13 protein-coding genes are annotated in these 22,767 nt (G+C 46.1%); 6 read left to right on the top strand and 7 right to left on the bottom strand.

Features of this window, described 5'->3' with window-relative positions; all coding sequences use genetic code 11:
• Positions 1-51 precede the first annotated feature (51 nt).
• Positions 52-5,415: a hypothetical protein gene (locus ACZ2XM_RS07545; RefSeq protein WP_490587783.1), complete on the top strand. Its 5,364-nt coding sequence runs from the start codon at positions 52-54 to the stop codon at positions 5,413-5,415.
• Between the two features lie 189 nt (positions 5,416-5,604).
• Positions 5,605-6,414: a hypothetical protein gene (locus ACZ2XM_RS07540; protein WP_490587782.1), complete on the top strand. Its 810-nt coding sequence runs from the start codon at positions 5,605-5,607 to the stop codon at positions 6,412-6,414.
• A gap of 199 nt (positions 6,415-6,613) precedes the next feature.
• On the opposite strand, the gene ACZ2XM_RS07535 is transcribed toward ACZ2XM_RS07540, so the two are convergent.
• From ACZ2XM_RS07535 to glpK, 4 genes are all read right to left on the bottom strand, one after another.
• Entirely contained in the window at positions 6,614-7,303 is a 690-nt protein-coding gene (locus tag ACZ2XM_RS07535; RefSeq protein ID WP_490587781.1) for a TetR/AcrR family transcriptional regulator, read from the bottom strand.
• Between the two features lie 472 nt (positions 7,304-7,775).
• On the bottom strand, positions 7,776-8,786 hold the full coding sequence (locus ACZ2XM_RS07530) for an endonuclease/exonuclease/phosphatase family protein (protein ID WP_490587780.1): 1,011 nt from the start codon (positions 8,784-8,786) through the stop codon (positions 7,776-7,778).
• A 667-nt stretch (positions 8,787-9,453) separates the two neighbouring features.
• On the bottom strand, positions 9,454-9,966 hold the full coding sequence (locus tag ACZ2XM_RS07525; RefSeq protein WP_490587779.1) for a hypothetical protein: 513 nt from the start codon (positions 9,964-9,966) through the stop codon (positions 9,454-9,456).
• 452 nt (positions 9,967-10,418) lie between these two features.
• Positions 10,419-12,026 carry a glycerol kinase GlpK gene (glpK, locus tag ACZ2XM_RS07520; protein WP_490587778.1) on the bottom strand — a complete coding sequence of 536 codons (1,608 nt, stop codon included), beginning with the start codon at positions 12,024-12,026 and terminating at the stop codon, positions 10,419-10,421.
• 495 nt (positions 12,027-12,521) lie between these two features.
• On the opposite strand from glpK, the gene ACZ2XM_RS07515 reads away from it, so the two are divergent.
• The 4 genes from ACZ2XM_RS07515 (at position 12,522) to ACZ2XM_RS07500 (ending at position 18,882) form a co-directional block, all read left to right on the top strand.
• Positions 12,522-14,264 carry a TolC family protein gene (locus ACZ2XM_RS07515; protein WP_490587777.1) on the top strand — a complete coding sequence of 581 codons (1,743 nt, stop codon included), beginning with the start codon at positions 12,522-12,524 and terminating at the stop codon, positions 14,262-14,264.
• A gap of 227 nt (positions 14,265-14,491) precedes the next feature.
• Positions 14,492-15,574 carry an HlyD family secretion protein gene (locus ACZ2XM_RS07510; protein ID WP_490587776.1) on the top strand — a complete coding sequence of 361 codons (1,083 nt, stop codon included), beginning with the start codon at positions 14,492-14,494 and terminating at the stop codon, positions 15,572-15,574.
• 3 nt (positions 15,575-15,577) lie between these two features.
• Positions 15,578-16,942 (top strand): ABC transporter permease, encoded by a 1,365-nt coding sequence (locus tag ACZ2XM_RS07505; RefSeq protein ID WP_490587775.1) that lies wholly within the window; start codon positions 15,578-15,580, stop codon positions 16,940-16,942.
• Entirely contained in the window at positions 16,942-18,882 is a 1,941-nt protein-coding gene (locus ACZ2XM_RS07500) for an ABC transporter permease (protein WP_490587774.1), read from the top strand. The genes ACZ2XM_RS07505 and ACZ2XM_RS07500 overlap by 1 nt, the downstream gene beginning before the upstream one ends.
• A gap of 257 nt (positions 18,883-19,139) precedes the next feature.
• Here ACZ2XM_RS07500 and sthA read toward each other — a convergent pair whose 3' ends face one another.
• The 3 genes from sthA to ppsR form a co-directional block, all read right to left on the bottom strand.
• Positions 19,140-20,693 (bottom strand): Si-specific NAD(P)(+) transhydrogenase, encoded by a 1,554-nt coding sequence (gene sthA / locus ACZ2XM_RS07495; protein ID WP_490587864.1) that lies wholly within the window; start codon positions 20,691-20,693, stop codon positions 19,140-19,142.
• 189 nt (positions 20,694-20,882) lie between these two features.
• Complete coding sequence (locus ACZ2XM_RS07490; protein ID WP_490587773.1) at positions 20,883-21,272, bottom strand: DUF4377 domain-containing protein; 390 nt, start codon at positions 21,270-21,272, stop codon at positions 20,883-20,885.
• A gap of 209 nt (positions 21,273-21,481) precedes the next feature.
• Positions 21,482-22,378 (bottom strand): posphoenolpyruvate synthetase regulatory kinase/phosphorylase PpsR, encoded by an 897-nt coding sequence (ppsR, locus tag ACZ2XM_RS07485; protein WP_490587772.1) that lies wholly within the window; start codon positions 22,376-22,378, stop codon positions 21,482-21,484.
• Between the last annotated feature and the right edge of the window lie 389 nt (positions 22,379-22,767).

Here is a 22,767-nt window from a genome sequence, read left to right as displayed (position 1 = left end):
AGATGCTCATAGCCCCCTTCTCTCTACTCTTAAGTAAGGCTGACTCGTAGTATGCGGCTTAATTCACAACCAGTAGCGCTAAAGGTAAAATCCAAGATTGGTAGTCATAACCGATCTTTTTGTGCTGCCCGTTTATCTGGGTTGACCGTAGCTATCTGCTTAAGTCATATGCAAACGGCTGCTGCCGCTGAGTCCGTATTACCTACCCTTATTCCTGCGGCTACCAATGCAGAGCAAGCCCGTTTATTAGAAAATATATTATTAACCAATACTGCTGGAGCTGCTTTTAATAGAGGCGCGCAAGCCAGTAATGTGATGTCTAATACGGTCACTGTTGAACTCCAACGGCCCCGTCTCTTTTACGCTATCGAGTTAACCACGCCACCGATTAAAATAATAAGCGACCAAAAACAATCGCAACTCGTCGAATGGCGCAATACTTTAACCAATAATAGCAATACTAGCGCGACCATCAGTCTTGAAAGCAGCTTACCTGCTGCCCTATCTGAGCTTAAAATCTATCAAGATAATAATAACAATGGCGTAATCGATGCCGGTGACACGCTATTACCTGAGACTATCGTTTTACCGCATGACACCAGCATCAACCTTATCGTCCAAGCTAAAGTAAAGCCTACCTTAGGCAATGGCGCTACGGCACAGCTAGGCCTAAAAGCAGTCGTTGCTGAAGATAACAAAGTAATCGCTACAGCGACCGATAGCTTATTAGTGTTAGCCCCACTCATCCAATTTACTGAGCCTACTTTTACTACGAAACAGCCTACAAGTCAGGTTGGTAAAGAGGTGTTCGTCACTACGACCTACGCACAATGTAACTATCGTGCGGATGCCGTGGATTATGCTTGGGTCAAGGTTACCTCGGAGCTAACCAAAGACAGCTACGCCTTAAAAGCCGTAGAAACCGGCAATAATACTGGCAAATATCGCCTGCTTGCCCCTACGCAAAACAATGCTAATGCGCTCAATGATCAAATCATTCAGACTTTAGATAAAGACACGTTGACCGCGACCCTAGTCGCTTGCGTCGCTCCTACAGTAGCACCCAATCAAACCCCGACTACCAATGATTTAGTTTCTGTCAGCGACCCACTCTCTACTACTATCGCTATCACAGATACGGCGCCTAGCCTACAAGTGACTAAAGAAGGTGATGTCAAAGTCGCTGAATTAGGCGACTATGTCAATTACACCATTACTATCAAAAATACGGGCGCAGCCACGGCTTATAATGTCAATTTAAAAGACGCCCTACCGCAAGGCTTTAGCCTCATTGAGGACTCAGTAAGAATAGCTGGGGCTAAAACCACACAACGCTTTACCAACGAAGGCAAATATAAAGTCCTCGGTATTGGCGAGTTGGCTACAGATGAGACGGCTACGATTCGCTATCGCGTATTAGTAGGGTCTACAGCACTAGGCGGTAACGGTATCAATCGTGCTATAGCTACTGCTAACGACAGTGATATTGATAGTAACAACACGCCTATAACTTCGCGTGAAGCACAATGGCAAGTAGAAGTCAGCCAAGGTCTGCTGAATACCGATGGTATCGTAGTGGGCAAGGTATATAACGATATCAACCGTGATGGCATCCAACAAAAGCAAGCCGGTGAGCTGGGTGTGCCAGGCGTGCGCTTGTATATGGAAAACGGTAACTTTGCCGTGACCGATAGCGAAGGTAAATATAACTTTTACGGCGTCACTGCCAAGACTCACGTAATTAAAATCGACCGCATTACTTTGCCAGCGCATGTTGAGCTCATCGAGCAAGGCAATCGCAATGCCGGCGACCCGAGCAGCCGTTTTGTCGACCTAAAATATGGTGAGCTGCATCGCGCTGACTTCGGTATTGCAGATGGCTTAGGCGATACTTCTCCGGAGCTGGTCGCTGAACTTATTGCCCGCCGTAACCGTATTCAAGGTGAAAACAATGCTCTAGAGCAGGCGATAAATTCCGAGCTTAGCCTAGAGCAAGACGCTATCACAACGTTGAGTGGCAGCTACCGCAGTGACGAAGCCGCGGGTTGCAAGCAAGAGGGTAACAATACTACTAGCGGCAATTGTGAGCAAGCTACCGTCTATAGCGCGCGTGATCAGCGTACGGCCCCTTTGACCCTGCCTGCGCTGACCCCTGTTGCCGCGCCTAAAATGGAAGACCTAGAAAGCTATCTGCAGAATACGACCGATAATAGCACTCGCTTTATCAATCTAACCGCAGGGCAAGTCCTACCGAGCCGTCAAGTCACTGCGCAAATAGCCTCTAATTTAGCGTACGAAGTGAAATTGTTTGCCAATGGTCAATTAGTGCCTGCCAACCGCATTGGTAAGACGGGTCGCTTAGAGAGTGCGCAACTTATCGGCTTTGATTACTTCGGTATTCCTTTAGCGGCGGGTAACAACACGCTCATGATTAAAGCTTATGATGCCAATGAGCAAGAAGTGGACAGCACTTCTATCACAGTGATTGCTCCGGGCGATATCAAGATCGTCACTACACAGATTGACACTCCTATCATCGAGGCGGATGGTGTTAGTAAGATTTATGCCCAGGTTACTCTACGCGATGCCCAAGGCACGCCCGTAGCCAACGACACCTTAATCACGGTAGACAGTAATGTCGGCACTATCGTCAATAAAGACCTGAATCCAGATTTGCCTGGCGTACAGCTGATGGTCACTGATGCGCAAGTATTGGTGGAAATATTATCGCCGCAAACTCCGGGTAAAGGCACTTTAAAAATTACTGCCAACGGCATTGAGTCAGCGCAAAATATCCAGTTTATCCCCAGCCTACGCCCTCTAATCGCAGTGGGTATTATCGAAGGCTCTATCTCGCTCAAAGACTTTGATAGCAAGCAAGTCTCAGCGGATCAGGGCGTATTTGAAAAAGAACTGCAAGAGTTCGCTAGCAATGACGACTTAACCGCGAATGGCCGTGCTGCGTTATTCCTAAAAGGTAAAGTACGTGGTGATTATCTATTAACCTTATCGTATGACAGCGATAAGAAAGGCGAGCGTCTGTTCCGCGATATTCGCCCTGATGACTACTATCCTGTCTACGGCGATGCCTCAGCCAAAGGCTTTGACGCGCAGTCGACTAGCAAGCTGTATATCCGTTTGGATAAAGGCCGCTCTTTTGCTATGTATGGCGACCTAAATACTCAGACGACCAATGATGAAGGTCTACAACTGGGCAACTATAGCCGAAGTTTAACTGGCGTGAAAGCACAGTTTGAAGATGACAATACTCGCATTACCACTTTCGCTGCACAGACTTCATCGTCTCAGAGCGTCAATGAAACTCGTGGTTTAGGTATCTCTGGACCTTACCCACTGGCTGAAAACTTTAACGATATTCTAGAGAACTCAGAATCGGTCGAAGTGTTGGTACGTGATGCCGATAACCCAGGCATTATTGTGTCTCGTCAAAGCTTAACCCGGTTTGCCGATTACGAAATCGACCCTATTAGCCGTAGTCTCTATCTAAAGAGCCCTATTCCTAGCCAAGATTTTAATGGCAATCCGGTCTATCTACGCGTCATCGTAGAAGTAGAGACCGGTGGCGAGCGCTATTGGGTAGGTGGTATTAGTGCCAAACAACAGGTTAATAAGCAAACGTCCATTGGTGGCAGCTACGTCAAAAGTGATGACCCGCTCAATACCGAAGAGCTCGCCAGCGTCAATACCGTCATCAAACTGAACGACCGTACCAAACTGATTGCGGAATACGCCCATAATAAGGCTAGCGACCCCAACTATCAGGCGGCCAACCAGATTAATACGGATGATCTCACGGCGAATGATGTCTCTGGTAATGCCTTACGCCTGAACTTGAGCTACGATGACCACAGCCGTACTAAGGCAGAAGCTTATTATAATAAAGCCGACGCAGGCTTTGTGACCGCGGGTTCAACCATTACAGCAGGTCGCACTGAAACGGGCGTTAGCCTAGACTATCGTCTAGATACGGCGGTCAATACGACCTTAAAACTAGACGGTGTGCGTACACAAGAAGACAGCACCAATGCTAAGCAAGAAGGGTTTAAAGCCGCCATTGAGCGTTTGCTTACCCCCAATCTCGCGGCTGAGTTGGGTGTGCGTTATTATAATAAAGAAGGCGCGGCAGCGCGTAACATTCAAGGCGCAGTCGACGTCACGGGCTTAGGTAGCAATACAGATTTCAATGACGCTACCCTAAACCAATCCGCGCTATCGACGGTGGGTAATGCAGACCAAGACATCCAAGGCACTACCGTCAATGCCAAACTGACGGCTCGCCTGCCTAAGCTCAATAAATCCCTAGTATTTGCAGAATACGAGCAAGACATCAGCCATAGCGAGCGCAATGCTATATCTATCGGTGGCGAGACAGCTTTGGGCAATCTTGGGCGCCTCTATGCGCGTCATGATTTAATCAATAGCTTATCGGGCAGTTATGGCTTAGACGATACCGCTGAGCGCCAACGCACGGTGGTTGGGGTGGATGCCACCTATATGAAAGACGGTCAAGTCTATAGCGAATACCGCATGAGCGATGCTATCAGTGCGCGTGATACTGAAGCTGCACTCGGTTTAAGAAATAAATGGCATGTGCGTCAAGGCTTGACCTTGAATACTTTGTTTGAGCGTGTACAGTCTCTCGATGATACGGCAGAGAACCAATCTACTGCTGTAGGTGTCGGCGCTGAGTATCTGGCACAAGAAGATTATAAAGTATCGGGCCGTTTGGAGAAGCGTTGGGGCGACAGTAGTGATACGTTACTAGCTACGGCGGGCCTAGTCTATCGCTATAGCGATGACGTGACTTTACTAGCAAAAGATATCTACTCCAATACTAGCTTTGCTGAAGGCGAGCGTACCATTAACCGCTTGCAATTGGGCGCCGCTTATCGAGATTTAGACAGCAATCAGTTGGATATGCTCAGCAAACTTGAATACCGTCTGGATGACAATCAAACTGGTAATGATGCTTACGAAAAAGAAGCGCTGATTTGGTCTTTGCATGGCAATTATCACCCTACCCGTCCGTTAACGTTATCAGGGCATTATGCTGGTAAATACCTTCAGTATGATGCAGACGGTACTAGTGATAACAATACCGCGCATGCCGCTTATGTGCGTGGTCTTTACGATATTAGTGAGCGTTGGGATGCAGGCCTACAAGCCGGCAGTTATTGGAATGGCGCGGACAATAGCATGACTTACATGCTGGGCGCAGAAGTGGGCTATAGCCCTATGACCAATCTTTGGTTGTCAGTGGGCTATAACTTTATGGGCTTTACTGATGAAGATATCGCTTCGGATGACACCACTCAGCAAGGCGCTTATGTGCGACTGCGTTTTAAGTTTGACGAAGATTTATTCAAAGGTCATAACCCCAATGACCCGAAATAATGCCTTATACCTGTAGTAGACCACCATCTAGTAGAACGGTACTTAGTAGAATGCTATTTAGTAGAACACCATTGTAAAAAAGACCTCTAGCTAGAGGTCTTTTGCCGCTTAATATTATAGGGCGGGCTACCGACCTAAGCTGTCATAGTGACGGTGAATACTCTCTATATACTCTTAGGAGTCGCCAATATGCGATTTGCCCTTACTCCATTGCGCCATCGTTTACCCTCTATCGCTTCGCTAACTGCGACGACTGCTTTAGTCCTTGCGCTCAGTAGCACCGTCACCTATGCGCAGCCTATTGATACGAGTCTAAAGGTTACTACCGGTAATAAGGTTAATTTGCTAGATGCTGAGAGCTACTGTACGGGAGAGATTGCGACGACCACTCAGCATGCCCAGTATGTCTCTAAGCGCCAGTATGAGATTGACTGTATGATGACCGAGCTCAAATCGTACCAGCAAGCCAATCTAAGTCCTACTGTTCAATATACCTCTTTTAAAGCACAAGCTTGGCTCAGTTACGCCCAAGCAGAAGCTAGTGAAAGCAGCTTAAGCCCTGCAGATCCTGCCAGCTTAGATGCTTGGCAACAAAGCGTCCGTCTCTTACAAGCTTTACGCAATCATCAAGCTGACTCCCTGCTAGACTCCGCTACCATCCCTGAGTATGCCACTTTATTAAGACCAGATTTATGGGCCACCTTAGTAACATTGAAGCAGAACGGAGCTACGGCTGTAGCTCCTAGAGAGTTGGCGTTTAGTGAAGTCAAACTGATTTGGGCTGCTGCTGAACAATGCGAAGCAGACTGGCGCCATGCCCGTGAGCATTTCGATGCAGCGGAGCGTTGGCTGAATCAAGCAAAAACCGCTTATGTCGCTAATGATGGCGCAAAGCTGGCGACCTTGCAGGCTGCAGTATCCAGATTACAAACTGAGCTAACGCCTAAAGTTGGCGCATCTCCACAATGTCAGAAGCTAGATTTAACCTCTATTCGCTAGGATTAGTCCCCTAACCGAACTGCATTAGCTTAGCGATTCTGTCAACTTATCCACTCTATCGCTCGCTTTATTGCGCATTCTATTACCCCCATAAAAAAACCCAAGACACTTACTCATAACTTGTAGCAAGTTATCAGTAAATATCCTGGGTCGCTGTCATTTAGCCAGCAGTTTTATAAAAAACTTACTCGCTAAACCTTTACTTTTTAAGTGGTAATTTCTCTGGCAAGTAGCAGCGTAAGTAAGCAATAGCTGCAGTAATCGCTTCTTGCAAGTAGTGCTCAGTGACACTGCCTTCCAAACGATAAGAGAGCATAAATACCCCATTGGCAATACTATAGCCAATAAGCAATACATCTTTGATATCTTTTAACTCTGGTAAAACATAACGAACTGAGAGTTGATTATAGAACAGCTCAACAATCTGATCATCAATTTGCGTACCAAAACTATCCCCTTCAAAATCCGGGGTATTCGTTTCATACACTAGCTTAGCTTTTAAAGGGTCTTCGCGGAAAATACTCGCGACTTTTTCCATCAAGCCAGTCAAATAAGCCTGCCAGCGGTTATAGTCGGCAGCATTCACCGTATTAAGCGATTCAAACGTCTCGATAGCGTTCAAAAATCTTAATGCCAAAAAGATAGCTTCGACATTCGGGAAAAAGTGATACGCAGAAGCGCGCGGAATACCCGCCTCTTCACAAACGTCTGCTAAGCTAATGTCTTTAATAGCCCGAGTTTCGCTAAGCGTTTTCGCCCCCATTAAGAGCTTTTGACGACGCACACGACCTTGCTGACTGGTAAACTTAAACTTGTTCGGCACTAGCTTTTTTGCCAGCTCTGAATCCACTAGCACATCTTCAATCTTATCTTCATACTGTTTAGTCATTAGGGCCACCTTTGATGTATTCCAACCTATTATCTGGCTTCAGCACGCCAGACAAAGGGCTTTAACTTAAAATAGTTGCTGATATAATTAATTCGCTGCTTTATTATTAAGTGGCTATCTTATTAAGTAGTTATCTATCGTTCACTGACTAATACTTCACTGATCAATAGGGACACTAATTTATAGACATCGCTAGACTTCGTTTACCTGTACTTGATAATAGCCGTGGTTATAATAACAGCTACTTAAACAAACACGCTATTAAACTAATCAAACACAAAGCTCATTTAAGAGATAAAAGCTTAAATTGCAGCCACAACTTAGCCACATTCACGCTAGATATAATGCACCTAGGTTATATAATAAAGTTATAACGTAACAAACTTCTTGAGAAAGCATGATAATCACTTATGCTATATCTGACAAGGCGAATATAGAATTTATTCCAAATTAGGGAGATTAATTTTACTAATCAATCGCCTAAGAGCTTAATCTTAGCTCTGACAATACCGTGATCACTGACTCTATCTTCGTAATCCCACTTAAGATGGTCATTAAAATAGTCCACCCGTTCTACCTCTGCTAAAGCATACTTACTGTCTGACAAAAACTCTTCAGAGACGAACAACTGGTCGATGACTTCTGGTACCCCTTGATGAATGTGCGTATAAGCGACATCCTTCATCCAGCCATAGCGCTTTTGGATGCGTGCTGCGTCAAACAAAGCGATATCTCGCATGCTCTTATCGTAGTTAATCTCGCCGGTTTCTGCCATCAACTGCGTGGTGACACTGTCGGTCACATCATTCATGTCGCCTAATAAAATGACTGGCTCGCGGGTGTGATGGAGCAGCTCGATCAGGGTCATACGAATAGAAGCCGCTTCTGCTGCCCGCATGCACAAGCTACGTAATTTGGCACGTACACGGATATTGGGATCATCGATATCTTCTAATAGCTTACCCTGCTCATCGCGCAGATGATAAGCCCGCTTACTCTTTAAGTGTGCCGTCAATACGTTAATGGGTTGGCCATACACATCATAGCGAACCAATAAGGGCGGACGGTTAAATTGCTTATACAACCCCATATCCGGCACATCAACCCAAGCTTTCGGGTGTATATCCTGTAGCGACTGCGAAGACAATCTATCGAAGCGACTAATAATGCCGACTGCAGGAGTATTTTGCGCGCCCAAACCTTTGGTAATCGGGTCATTGGCAGTATTACTGGCAAAAGGTGCCCAAGCATGGTGCGCTTCAAACCCTAAACCTTTGGCTAAGGCTTCTAAAGCCTCGCTGTCCCAAATCTCTTGTACCGCCAGAATATCAGGATGCGCCTGAGAGAGTAGATTGGTCAGACCGGCTAATTTTCGTTGGTAAGTCGCTTCATCATAAGCCTCAGCGTTCTCATAATAAATCCGTCCTGGATTCGCAAAATTTAATAAATTAGCAGTCGCTATATAAAATGGTTTCTTATTCATAGTTTTGGTCAAGCTTTTATCGAGTAGGCACCTTCTAAAAGAAGCGCCTTAAATATTGGAATGGATTATTGTTATAAACGATCAGGCAGTAGGCTATTGGATTATCATTGAGCTTTATGATAAAAATTTTACGAAATATTCACTCATTTTTTGAAGAACATAGGCCTAAATAGAGCGTATTTTATGAGCTTATATGGCACTACCCTACTGTCGTTACTATGTATTTTACAAGAATCAGTTACCAAAGTCGTAGAGCGTCCTGTTATTTATTATAACAGAATTATTATATTGACTTTCGTGTGGGTTTACTCAATCTGTAGCCGCTATTAATTTCATTCCTAACTCTATTCCAATCAGGCTCAAAGTAGTCCACTCAAGGTCTAATCTAGAGTCACTGGTATAAGTCTACATCCACCGCGATCCATAGCATGATTTCTAGTCAGAAAATATATATCGGCCATTAGTTGCCCCGTCTTAAATAAGATTGACTATAAGCGTTTATAAAAATGCAGGCTATAAAATACCGTCCATAAAAATATAGCCCATAAAAAAGACCCTTAGGCGATGGCCCAAAGGTCTTTAGTAAGATGCACTAGCACTACTTTAAAAACTTTATTTTAAAACAAATTTTACAATGCTAGTGCTTATCTTAAATTAGCGAATGCTATTAGCTCACACGATGCCACGCATCAGCAGAAGCGCGTTTTGCATCTTCCCAAGCTAAGCGAGAATCGCCTTTTACTTCGTTCCAAGATTGCTCTAGTTCGCTTTCGTGGTCTTCAAAGCGAGCATCGGCACCATAGCGAGCACGGTTTGCATAACCGACTGCATAAGCTGGATGATAGTCACGGTCAAAGTCATGGCCTTCACGGTAATAGTCTGCATTGGCATACTGAGCACGCCAATAAGCTTCTTCACGAGTAGGATCAATAGCTTCAGCTGCTGCATGACCTGCACCACCACCGACGATAGCACCAATAGCACCACCGATTAACGTACCTAGCGGGCCTGCCATTGAACCGATTGCTGCACCAGCAGCTGCGCCGCCGATACCACCAACACCAGTACCTATTGGATGCGAGCCTGGCTCACCAGTAATGGGATCAGCATTAAGGTCGTGTTTAGTTTCAGCTGACATTTCTTTTACTGCTGCGCGGTCGATATTATCATGGTCACTCATAAATCCATCCTCATATTATTCATTATTTATTAAGCTGTTTGTTTAATCAGCCTTTTATTAAAACCGTAGCGGCTTGATTATAGTTATCGCTATAAACTCTCATTATCCCGATACACTACTATTCCTTAATAGCGTCATCATTATAGATAATGAGATATAGCATCAAGGCCATACTCGGTGACTACCCTTACAAGTATATAAAGCTAAGCTGGCCCTCGCATAGCTCTGTTATGTAAGATATGTCATTATCACGATAGCGTTGCGTAACAACATGTATCGTACACTGTAGCCGTGTCAACTGTGTAAAGTCTTATTATAGTCAATCCTTTTTAAAGCTAATACTTTATAGGTCAAGGATATAAATTTACTGGCTAGCAGTTATTTTTTCAGCCGCTCTATTTTCCATAGGTTTACTGTCAGCAGCTATACTTTTCAGCAAATCTACTTATAACTTAGTCGATTTGAATCAAGGTTTTTTTAATGGCTTGATGCCATTTTGCCAAATGCTCTTCTCGTCTTGCTGCTGCCATGGTGGGCTCAAACACTCGCTCTATCTGCCACGACTCTTTCATTAAGGCATCATCATAGAGACCACTTTTAATACCCGCGAGCAAAGCTGCCCCCTTGGCGGTGATTTCTGTGTCCTTAGGCCTTAACACCGGCACTCCCAGTAAATCTGCTTGGAACTGCATCAATAGATTGTTATTAGCGGCACCGCCATCTACTCTTAGCTCAGTTAACGGTATGGGCGCATCCTTTTGCATCGCTATTAGCACATCGTAAGTTTGGAAAGCTATGGCCTCTAGGGCCGCCCGTGCTATATGCGCCTTAGTCGTGCCTCGCGTCATACCGCTGATGCTCGCCGTGATATCCGAGCGCCAATAAGGAGCGCCTAGCCCCGTAAAGGCGGGCACTAAGGTTACCGCTTCGCTGTCCGGTACTTGCCGTGCTAAGGCCTCGACATCTTGACTGTGATGAAATAAGCCTAAGTTATCACGCAGCCATTGCACGATAGCTCCCGCCATAAATACACTGCCCTCTAAGGCATAGTTCACTTCGCGTTTGGGCGGCTGTAACATCCGCTTGCCCGACTCGACCAGTTTGCCAATAGAGATACTGTCAGTTAAGTGAGCATCGCTAGGTACTATAGCTGCTTTACGTTTCCAAGCTACCGTAGTGAGCAGTTGGTGCTGACTTAAGGTAGGCTGCGTACCAATATTCATTAGCATAAAACAGCCGGTACCATAAGTATTCTTCGCCATCCCCGCACTCAAGCATCCTTGACCAAACAAGGCAGCTTGCTGATCTCCTAACACCGCATGAATTGGGATTTGTTTAGCAAATAACCCTTTTTTAGTTTTGCCAAACTCTGCATCTGACGCTAAGACCTTAGGCAGCACCTCCGTCGGGATATTAAAGTGTTGCAGCAGCGTATCCGACCACTTGAGGGTATTGATATCAAACAATAGTGTACGCGAAGCATTGGTCACATCAATGACGTGCTCCCCGCCCGTAAGGTTATAGATTAGCCAACTGTCGATTGTCCCCACAGCCAAGTGTCCTTGCTGCGCTAACGCCATAAACTTAGGATGATTCGCAAATAACCAAACAATTTTACCGGCACTAAAGTAGGGGTCAATACGCAAGCCGGTCACCGACTGCATATAAGACTGCATTTGCTCGCCAGCCGCTAGAAAGTCATGGCCAGTTTGCTCTTGTAAATCTGCACACCAAGTCGCCGTACGGCGATCCTGCCAGACGATAGCGGGCGCTAATGGCCTGCCTGTCCGCCTATCCCACACCACCGTGGTCTCGCGCTGATTGGTAATGGCGATACTGGTAATATCGGTGGCCAGCAACCCCGCTTGGTTAATAGCATCGTGCGCACAGCTGATTTGTGTCTGCCAAATTTGCTCAGCATCTTGCTCAACAAACCCCGGTTTTGGCGTCAATAGCGTCGTTGGCTTTTGCACGATTTTAATAGGCCGCGCCCGATCGTCATAGACTATCGCACGGCTCGACGTCGTTCCTTGGTCTAAGGCAAGTACATATCCTGGCATATCATCTATCCTAATTTAGTGGCTTATCCTGGCGGCTTGATGCAAACTTATCAGACTATTACAGCATTTATTCGCACACAGTATTATTTTTATTTTGTTGACATTAAAGTGGCGCATTATCTGCGATTATTAATGCCCTACAAATTTGTCTGTATCATACCCACGTTACCAATACAACCGCACCCCCTGGTAAAGTGTGTCTTGACTCGTCACGATTGTGTCCCTAAAGTAACGCATCGCTAAGCATTAGCTTAGCAAAATCATAATTTTTCTACTATTTTTAGCCGTCTTATTCGTTAAATATCTTAGCGACTTACCCTTTTGAAACTGCTAGGATTAAGACGCAGTCAATAAGCCCGTATCACGACTTATTTGCCCTTTAGCAATATTAACTCAACTCGCTAAAGTAACTAGCCCTAGCGGCTAGTCCTAGTGATTTTGCTGATAGCGCTTATTGATTCATAAACATCCGTATTTTTAAGTTTAGGTGACCCCATGACCTTTAACGACCGCACTTGTACTGCCTTCAGCTTGAAGCCGACTGCGGTATTGATGTTTATCAGTATGTTAAGTGGCTATGCCCAGACGGCCCAAGCCGACACAATAGCCCCTGCTGCGCTGCCCCTGACTGACCCAACGTTTGTCACCACCGAGACGGGCTTTACCACGCAACCGCCTACTGGCGAGCTGGCAAATGCCAACACCACTGCTAGCTTGGTGTCTGACCCTCACCCTACTGTACAAATGAGCCCTTCGCTACCCTTAGAGCCTGCCTCTAGCGTGAGCTTAGCTACGCTGATTGACCCCACCACAAAAAACACGGTCACGAACAGCTACCCTATCCATGTCTCAGACTATATGAGCTTAGCTCAAGCCCAGTCGCTATTAAAACAAGTCTCACCAAAACTCGCCGCAGATCAAGCCGCTATCGCAGCCAGCCAATATCAAACCGAAGCCGCCAACAGTGTGGACCGACCTTTTGTATTCGGGCGTGTCTCGGCAAGTGCTTATACTCTTGAGCGCGATATTAATCTAAGCAGTCTTAAAGGCAATATTATCGACCGCGTCGATGACTTCGAAAACTCTATTCCTATCCTACCTGATTTACCCCTGCCCATTATCCCAGACCTCAGCGATGAATTAGATTCGCGGCTACCCGATAGTTATGATTTTAAGCAATCCGGCTCCAACACCAGCGCGGGTATCGGAGTGGTATGGCCGGTCTATACGGCAGGGCGTAGTGAAGCACTAACGGGGGTAATGGCAGCCCGGACGCAAGAAGCCACTGCCGACCAGCTTATGGATCAAAACGAGCTGAGCACCACTCTAGTTGAGCGGTATTTTCAAGCACAGTTGGCCATTATTGCCGCCTATCTAAGGGATGATGCCCTAGATACCATCCAACAAACCGACCATATGGCCCAGCGTCTATTCGAAGAAGGCTTTATCTCGCATGTCGATCGCTTAGAGGCACAATCCGCCTTAGCAGATGCCAAAAGTGAGGCGGCACAAGCTCGCAATACTGCTCGATTGGCAATGATTGCGTTACAGCGTCTATTGCGTACAGAAGCTCGGGTTCGTCCGACTACCCCACTCTTCGTCTCCACCAAACCTCTACCCGATGTCCGTTATTTCCAAGACTTAGCGCTAGCACGCCACCCGGGCTTACAGAAAGTCGCGGCCAAGCAGCAACAGGCGAATAAGCTGCATGAGCTCTCAGATACCGGCTATAAACCTACTGTACTGATGTATGGCTATGGTCAATTGGATAGAAAGCCCAGTTGGATTGCTGGGGTCTCAGCGACTTGGAAATTGGGGGGTGGTCTGGATAAAGGGGCTACTCTGGCCGCTAGCGAAGCTAAAATTCGACAAGCCGACCTTACCAAGATTGATGTTAGCGATAATTTGCTGCTGTTGGTTGAAAAGAACTGGAACGATGTGAATAATGCCCAATCCCGCTACCAGGCCTTACAGAGTAATGTGGACTTAGCTGCGGAAGTACTGCGCTTACGGCGTCTTGGTCTGCAAGAGGGTGTGAATACCACTATCGATGTGGTGCAGTCGCAAACCAAATACCTCAAAGCACGTACGGAGCAGGCGCAGGCAGCCAATGATTACGTGCAAGCTTTAGCAGCCCTATTAAATAGTGCCGGTGTACCAGAAGCTTTTAATACTTATATGAATGCGGCTGACATCCATCTGCCTACGCTGTATGACCCTAATGCTCCGCTGCCTTAAATTTAGGCCAGTAGCTTAACAGTATTAGCTTACCCACTATTTTTTTATGGTTTTTACCCTTTATTAGTTATTAATAATAAATCGGGTCAGTGCATTAAAGTCTGCAGCCGTGCTATATCGATGCTAAATTTATCCCTATAGCATTGTTATTATAGAATCGTCACTGCTTAGGCTATTTTTATTTATTTGCTGCCCCCATTTTATTATTGCTTAGGAGCAAGTCCGCAATGTCTACCTCGCCTACCCCGAATCCTAGCTCTAGCCCCGCTTATAATAAAAAGAATCCTATAAAGATTATCGTTATCGCTGCCATTGTTTTGGGTTTATTAGCCTTTGTTGCTTACGGCTTATTCAAAAGTGAGCGCAGCAATGAGCCTGAGGCCATCACGCTACAGGGCCAAATGGACATGCAGCAGACCTCTATTGGCGCGAAAGTCCCCGGTCGTATTGCAAAGATATTCGTGACTGAAGGCGATACTGTAACTATGGGTCAGCAGTTAATTGAGATGGACTCGCCTGAGATTAATGCCAAAATTAATCAGGCGAAGGCGGGGCAACAGATGGCCCAAAGCCAATTGGATAAAGCTGAGAATGGGGCTCGCCCGCAAGAGATTGCCCAAGCAAAAGCCGCTTGGCAAGCCAATCAAGCCGCTGCAGATCTGGCCGAAAGCACGTATGAGCGGGTCAACCGCCTTTATGAAGAAGGCTTAATGGCGCGGCAAAAGCGCGATGAGGCCTACACGCAATATGTGGCCAACCAAGATAAAGCGGAAGCCGCCAGACAGCAGTATGAGATGGCCAAAGAAGGGGCACGTAGCGAAGATAAGGCTGGGGCAGCAGCGCAAGTGGCGCAAGTGGATGCCAAGCTAGAAGAGGCTATGGTGGCAAAAGAAGAATCTAACTTAAAGAGCCCTATCTCGGGCATCGTAGATAACGTCATCGTGAGTCCGGGCGAGGTCGTCGGTCAAGGTGTGCCCTTAATCAGTCTAGTCAATCCTGATAAACAATGGGTCGTGCTAAACGTCACAGAAAACTATCTGGGTCAGTTTGCGATTGGCTCAACCTTTACCGGTACCTTGCCTGCTTTATCACAACCCGATGCGCCTTATCAAAAAGAGTTTACCGTTTATGCCAGCTCTGCTTTAGCAGACTTCGCTACTTGGCGCCCGACCAATAATGACGATGGTTTTGATGTGCGTACCTTTGAGATTAAGGCACGACCTACCAAGCCGGACGCTGCGATTCGCTCAGGCATGAGCGTATTGGTCAAAGTTCAGTCGCTCACCACTGCTAAAAAGTCAGGCCAGTAACCGATGTCCTCTTCTAGGTCACAGCGTTCCTCTAAATCAGCGCATTATCCGACTCTCCTGCTCGCTTTTATGCGTAGTGCCAAGTATGAGCGGCGTATACTAATGCATAACCGTTGGGACTTTTCCTTAGTCTTTTGGATTCCGCTGCTGGTGATTTTCATGGTTTGGTGGGTGTTTTCTCGCTCACAAATCGTCGATTTGCCTATCGGCGTTATCGATTATGACCACGGGCCCGTGGCCTCGACCCTCGTGCGCTACCTAGATGCCAGTCCTGATGTGAGTGTTGCCGCCCAATACGGCTCGCCGGCTGAAGCCAAACAGGCTATCCTCGCGCGTGAGATTTTCGGCATCGTTATTATTCCACCGGACTTTCAACGTAGTATTTTATCCGCCAAACCTGCGCCCATAGTGCTGCAAGTAAACGCGCAATACGGCACTCATTCTGGCATCATCCAAAAGGGTGTGCAGTCGGTAGTGGGTACGGTCTCTGCGGGTACCGAGATGCAGCGCTTGGTCAAACAAGGGACGGCCACTAGCCAAGTCAATGCGGCCTACTCGCCTATTACTATTCAGCGGGTGAGCTTGTATAACGCGACTACTGATTATCAGTTGTTTTTAGCGTCGACCGTGTTGCCGGCTATCTTACATATTTTAGCCATGATTGTTGGCGCTACTACAGTAGGGCGTGAGCTACGTGACCATAAGATTGATGTCTGGTATCACTATATTGCCCAAAAGACCAATATTTTACCTTCGCACTACCTTCAATCACGACCTGACGTGACGGTAGCCAAAACCGCTGACCTCAATATTGCTGACATTGATAGTGGGATTCCCTCCCCCACGAATGACGTGGCTATCAATGCTGCCAGTCTACCTCTGCTCATTGCTGGACTGAATGGTAAGCTAATTTGGCCGATGCTGGCTTATAGTTTATGGGCCGCCGTAGCTTTGACTTTGGCCAATGAGATTCACCCCGTAAGTTTTTCTGCTCTAGCCTTGACCTATGGTTGTCTGCTGCTATTGCTGATGGTGTCCTTTTGGTTGGGCGCTATCATTACTTTAGCGACCTTCTCTTTACGGGTAGGACTGTCTGCGACCGGCTTTATTTCTGCTCCTTCTTATGCTTTTGCGGGCGTGACCTTCCCTTATATCGCGATTAACGATAGCGCAAAATATTGGACCGATACTTTGCCGCTTACCCATTATCTGAAGCTGCATATTGCCCAATTACAGATGGGTGCTCCCGTACTCATCTCGTTGCCTATCGTGTATGGTTTTATCGTCGCCACGCTAATCATGATGCTATTGACCGCCTTATTAACGAAACGTGCGCTTGCCCGCCCTGACCGTTGGGGAGCCCGCTAATGACTGACCACTCTAAAGATATGCCCATTAATGACCCGCTTGCTAATGACGATAAAGATTCGGTATTGCCTGAAAATAAGGACGGCAACACTGAGGTATCGGCTATAGAATCTGACAGCATAAAGACGGCTAACTCTCCTAATCCGCAAGAGGAAGTTGATGCTAAACAAGACGGTACAGCAGCCGATAGCAGCCCTGTAGCTACTGACGATTTAAGGACTTATTCTTTAAATATCGATGGTTGGGATAGCAGTGATTTAAGCACTAATAATTTAGAGCTCGGTGAGTTAGCGCTCGGTGACTTAAATGTTGGCGATTTAAATGTTGATAATTTAGAGCTTGGTGAGTTAGCTATTGGCAATTTAGAACTTGGTCATTTGAATATTGTTGACTTAACTAGCGATGAATCCGCTATTAATGAACTTGAGAGTAATGAGTTAGTAGCGACATCAAGTGCACCAAATTTACCAAGTGAGCAAGCCTCACAACCTGCAATAGCTACTGACGCTGACTTAAGCACAACTCGTGATTTAAATAACACTCAAGACTCGCCTGTCCCTATACAGCTAACAAAAGAGACAGAAGAGACAGCCACGAGCGCTACGATAATTACGGCCAGTTCGCTACTGACTGCTGCAAAGGATAATATTGAAGAAGCATCTATCAAAGAAGACGCTATTCAAGCTGACACTGTTAAAGAGAGTCAAAGTATAGAAGATGCGGTTAGCGCAGTGCCTCTAGTCAATGCCAAGGATGTTGCTCCTGCTGCTACACCTTTTGATGAGCCAGTGGATGAGTATACCAATGCCAACCAAGGGTTTTTTAGCGCTTTTCTGCAGACACTAGCCGCCGTCTTTAAAGATAAGGGCGTGCTATTAATGATTATTGTCGCTCCGATTATCTACGGTTTCTTCTATCCTTGGCCTTATTCTGCGGAAGTGGTCAATCAAGTGCCCGTCGGCATCATCGATTATGACCATAGCAGCCTATCGAATACTTTAGCTCAATATTCAGCAGCCAGTCCACAGCTGGAGACCCACTCTTTTCTCAATGAACAAGCGGCTATCGAGGCCATATGGCGCGATGAAATTGCGGGCTATATGATTATTCCTGCTGGCTTAGAAAAGAAAGTGAAGTCCAGCCAGCCCGCCTCAGTGAGTGTCATCGGTAATGGGGGCTATTTATTATTGAATAAAAACGTGCAGATAGGTTTTCTAAAGGCCGTTAGCACCGTTTCAGCAGGCGTAGAAATCAAAAAGAGTGTGGCACAGGGCGCTTATGCCGCCACTGCGCAAGCCAATACCCAAGCCGTACCACTACATATCACGCCCTTATATAACAAGTCTGAAGGTTATGGGGCTTATGTGGTACCCGGTGTCTCTATTCTAATCTTGCAGCAGACCCTCATGATGGGCACTGCCCTACTTATCAGTACCTTATACGAGCAGCGTCGCCATCATACCAGTGCCCGCGGCTGGCTCGGTCGTATCTTTGCGCTGAGCTTCTTAGGCTTTATCATGGGCTGTTTTTATTACGGTTGGGTATTCGATACCCATGATTACGCCCGCGGTGCCAACCTGCCAGGCAGTTTAGTCTTTTTGGCCATCTACTTCCCTGCAGTCGCAGCCTTAGGATGCTTTTTAGGCTTGTGGTTCCGTGAGCGGGAGCGTGGTTTGCAGATATTGATTGTCAGCTCTTTACCGCTATTTTTTATCAGTGACTATCCTTGGCCCGCTGACCAGCTGCCGACCATTTTGCAGTATCTCAGATGGCTGATTCCTAGCAGTTCAGGGATTAATACCTCCGTACAGCTCAACCAAATGGGCGCTAGTCTCACGCAAGTGCTGCCCAGATTATTTATCTTAGCCGCCCTATTTGTCTTATATTACACCGCAATATTGCTATTAGAATCGAGCCGCAAACGTCGGGCTGTTCCTTAATTCTTATAAGACGGATTATTGCAATAGTTAGTTATAGGCCATACAGGCTATCAGCTTCTGGGTAATTTATACAGCCGCTGCCATGACTTACGGTTAATTAGCAACGCTGTCTCATTAATCAAACACCGTCAGCAAAAAACGTTTATTAAAATCGGTTATTAAAAGTATTTATTAACAGCAGTCATTAAAAGTAGCCCTAAAAAAACCGAGCCCCTTAGGAAGCTCGGTTTTTTACTATTGCTACTATAAGTAATGCTTTAAAAAATACGATTCAGACCATTTAATGCCGCAACGCGGTAAGCTTCTGCCATCGTCGGATAGTTAAAGGTCGTATTCACGAAGTATTCTAAGGTGTTATTACACTTCATCACCGCCTGACCAATATGGATAATCTCTGAAGCATGGTTGCCGTAGCAGTGGATGCCCAAGATCTCTAAGGTCTCGCGGTGGAAAAGTATCTTCAATACCCCAGTACGCTCACCGATGATTTGCGCGCGTGCTAAGTGCTTAAAGAAAGCCTGACCGACTTCATAAGGGATTTGCTCATCCGTCAGCTCTTGCTCAGTTTTACCGATACTAGAGATTTCAGGGATGGTATAAATACCTGTAGGTACACTAGAGACCGGTTCAGCGTCTTTATCACCGACCATAAAGGCCGCTGCACAACGCCCTTGGTCATAAGCTGCTGAAGCCAATGAAGGCCAACCAATCACATCGCCTGCTGCATAAATGTTATCGATTTCTGTACGATAAGTATCGTCCACTTTGAGCTGGCCACGGCTATTGGCTTTTAGGCCCACGGCTTCTAAGTTGAGGCCTTCGGTATTGCCCGAACGGCCGTTACACCAAAGGATGGCGTCTGACTTGATTTTCTTACCACTTTTTAGATGCAGGATAACGCAGTCATCATGGGTCTCAAGATGGTCAATCTCTTCGTTATTACGAATCAATACGCCAAACTGTCTAAAGTCATGCGATAGCGAGTCACTGATTTCGCCATCTAAATAGCTGAGCAGTTGGTCTTTATTATTAATCAAATCGACTTTATAGCCCAGACCCGTAAAGATAGATGCGTATTCACAACCAATCACGCCAGCACCATAAATGATGATTTTTTTGACGACATAATCCATCTGTAGGATTTTGTCAGAGTCAAACACACGAGGGTGCTCAAAGTCTAAAATATCAGGGCGATAAGGACGGCTGCCCACCGTGATAATCGCTTTATTAAAGGTAATTAGGTCAAAGCCGTTATTATCATCATGGTCTACTTTTAGAGTATGACCATCGACGAAACTTGCCCAACCATGCAAAATTTCAATCTGATTGCGCTCATAAAAGCGAGTGTGTGTATTGACCTGACGACGCACGACTTGACGGGCATTGGCCAATACTTTATTCAACGGCACCTGCTGATAATCCATCGCTTGCGTAAACATAGGATCGCGGCGGAAGTTAATCAAGTTAAAGACCGACTGACGCAATGCCTTACTTGGGATAGTGCCCACATGCGTACAATTACCGCCCACTTGATCGCGCGGATCGACGACGACGACTTTTTTGCCCGATTTGGCCAGCTTCATGGCCGCAGCTTCACCCGCAGGACCTGCCCCAATGACTACAGCATCGTATTCGTATTGATGGTTGTCTCTTTTGATACGCTGTGAGTCTTTGGTAAATCCTGAATTGATATTAATACGGTCGCCATCTAGCGGACTGATTAAGTTGGGATGGTATAGGTGGTCTGAAGCTTGCTCGTGGGTCTGCTCAACTTTCTCTTTGCTATCCTGCGGAGTAGTCACCTCAGGCATGGTTACTGGCGCGGCCCCACTGTCTTTGTTGGACACTTCTGTCTGGGAATTTTCACCCGTATCATTGGTTTCGTCTTCTTTGCGTTTCTTAGCCATGATTTCCTCTTATTTATAGTAAATTTCTGGTAATGCTTATCTTTACTCTTAGCAGGCTGCTATTAAGAACAACACTATTTATTAAGAATAATACTAACGACTACCAACAATACGTTGCGCCGTAATATTCTGTAGTGTCCAATAGCCGGTCAAGCTCTGTTTGCCCTGATCAATTTGTGGGCGTGCAGTAATCTGATATTCGATATCGGGTTTACCCGCAAAGCCTTCGATCCAATCGTAAGGAATTTGAAAGACTTCACCAGTAGCCGTGCTCTTGGCCAGCATACATTGCATTGGCAAAGCAGACTCACAAGAGACGCGGCCAGGCAAAATCGTTAGGCTCTGCGCTTCCCCTAGAATAATAGTCGGGATGTAGCGCGGCTCAGGCACAGGTTCGCGTTTAAAGACGTTGCTCTGACAACCCGTTATAGCTGCCATTGCCAATAGGACGCTGCCCATGGCCATAGATTTATTGAATTGCATGACGCTCACGATATAGTCCACCTTAGCTGTTTTTATGTGCAATGAAGATAACGTTTGGGGCCGCTACTGTATAGATAGGTCTTAATAAATAAATCCTAAAAACTCTAGGAAAGCCCTGCCTTACAATAGCAACCCAAATAGTAGCGACCCAAACTTAATGGGTCTAAATTAGAATAGATAGGTAATGCAGTTGATATATTGATGCTGGCTTAACCAATGCGGCGTTTTAGCCCCGTCATTTGCAAGATACGCGTGGCAATCTCTTCGACCGACATCTCAGAGACATCGATACTAGGGATGCCATGAGTGATATATATACCTTGGATAGCACGCTGCTCTTGCTGCACCTGTTGATAGCTCGAATAACGGCTATTGGCACGGCGCTCATGACGGATTCTGACCAATCTGTCAGTATCAATCATCAGGCCAAACAGTTTGTCTTTATGCTCGCGCAAGGACTTAGGCAATTGGTTGTCATACAAGTCATCTTCGGTGAGCGGATAGTTGGCCGCTCTAATACCGAATTGTAGCGCCAAATATAACGAGGTTGGCGTTTTGCCTGAGCGTGAGACCCCGACCAGGATAATATCTGCCATATCATAGTGCCGCGTCCGCGCGCCATCGTCATTATCTAGCGCAAAATGCACGGCATCAATACGAGATTTGTAGGTTTCTGAGTCCACCCGATCATGTGCATGACCCGAATGACCATCAGGCTCGATGCCAATCTCATCAGCGATACGACCAATCAAACCTTCGTACATATCTAAATTGCAGGCTTGCGCTGAATTCACCTTTTCACGAATCTCATTGCTCACGATGGTATCGAAAACCAAGGGTAACAGGCCATCGCGTTGATACGCCAAGTTAATCTGCTCGACAGCTTCCTCTGCCCGCTCAATAGAATCCACGTAAGGCAATACTCTAGTCTCAAAAGGGACTGAGGCAAATTGGCTTAAAATAGACCGACCTAACGTCTCAGCCGTGATCGCTGTGCCATCCGAGATAAAAAAAGCACTGCGCAAAGTTTCTGAATTATTCAAATTTAGAGCGTGGCGATTTTGGATAGTGGGTTTCGGTTGGGCGTTTTTGATAGATTCGGGCATAACAACCTCAAAAGGGGCAATGTTTAATAAACAAGAAATGGCCGTATGGTGACGGTATCAAAGCGGGTCGTCAACTGATGGTCTAAAAATAGCGCCATCCTCTCACTGAGTTAATACATAACGGCTCGTGAGGCAGCGTTTCAATAGCGTTTTAATAAGTCGTCGTCCATGCGACTCAGTTTTATAGTACGGTCAGGAATCAGTATGGAGCGCTCAGGAGCTAGCATGGTTTTTTAGAGATAAAAACTAACCATTTATAGCGTCTAACTAGGCAATATTATAACCCCAATAGACCCTCAATACGAATCAATGTTAGCATATAGCGCCATAGACCTTAGATAATACCACCCGGTAATCACTACTAATAACAAGCGGCTCTTTGATAGTGG

The organism is Psychrobacter sp. CoH-33_TS_01 (assembly GCF_058189395.1).
This window is presented reverse-complemented; position numbering and strand designations above follow the sequence as displayed.

Bases quoted from the DNA above. Each gene is read 5' to 3' on its own strand.
- ACZ2XM_RS07545 (WP_490587783.1), top strand. From the start codon at position 52: ATGCGGCTTAATTCACAACCAGTAGCGCTAAAGGTAAAATCCAAGATT.
- ACZ2XM_RS07540 (WP_490587782.1), top strand. From the start codon at position 5,605: ATGCGATTTGCCCTTACTCCATTGCGCCATCGTTTACCCTCTATCGCT.
- ACZ2XM_RS07535 (WP_490587781.1), bottom strand. From the start codon at position 7,303: ATGACTAAACAGTATGAAGATAAGATTGAAGATGTGCTAGTGGATTCA.
- ACZ2XM_RS07530 (WP_490587780.1), bottom strand. From the start codon at position 8,786: ATGAATAAGAAACCATTTTATATAGCGACTGCTAATTTATTAAATTTT.
- ACZ2XM_RS07525 (WP_490587779.1), bottom strand. From the start codon at position 9,966: ATGAGTGACCATGATAATATCGACCGCGCAGCAGTAAAAGAAATGTCA.
- glpK (WP_490587778.1), bottom strand. From the start codon at position 12,026: ATGCCAGGATATGTACTTGCCTTAGACCAAGGAACGACGTCGAGCCGT.
- ACZ2XM_RS07515 (WP_490587777.1), top strand. From the start codon at position 12,522: ATGACCTTTAACGACCGCACTTGTACTGCCTTCAGCTTGAAGCCGACT.
- ACZ2XM_RS07510 (WP_490587776.1), top strand. From the start codon at position 14,492: ATGTCTACCTCGCCTACCCCGAATCCTAGCTCTAGCCCCGCTTATAAT.
- ACZ2XM_RS07505 (WP_490587775.1), top strand. From the start codon at position 15,578: ATGTCCTCTTCTAGGTCACAGCGTTCCTCTAAATCAGCGCATTATCCG.
- ACZ2XM_RS07500 (WP_490587774.1), top strand. From the start codon at position 16,942: ATGACTGACCACTCTAAAGATATGCCCATTAATGACCCGCTTGCTAAT.
- sthA (WP_490587864.1), bottom strand. From the start codon at position 20,693: ATGCCTGAGGTGACTACTCCGCAGGATAGCAAAGAGAAAGTTGAGCAG.
- ACZ2XM_RS07490 (WP_490587773.1), bottom strand. From the start codon at position 21,272: ATGCAATTCAATAAATCTATGGCCATGGGCAGCGTCCTATTGGCAATG.
- ppsR (WP_490587772.1), bottom strand. From the start codon at position 22,378: ATGCCCGAATCTATCAAAAACGCCCAACCGAAACCCACTATCCAAAAT.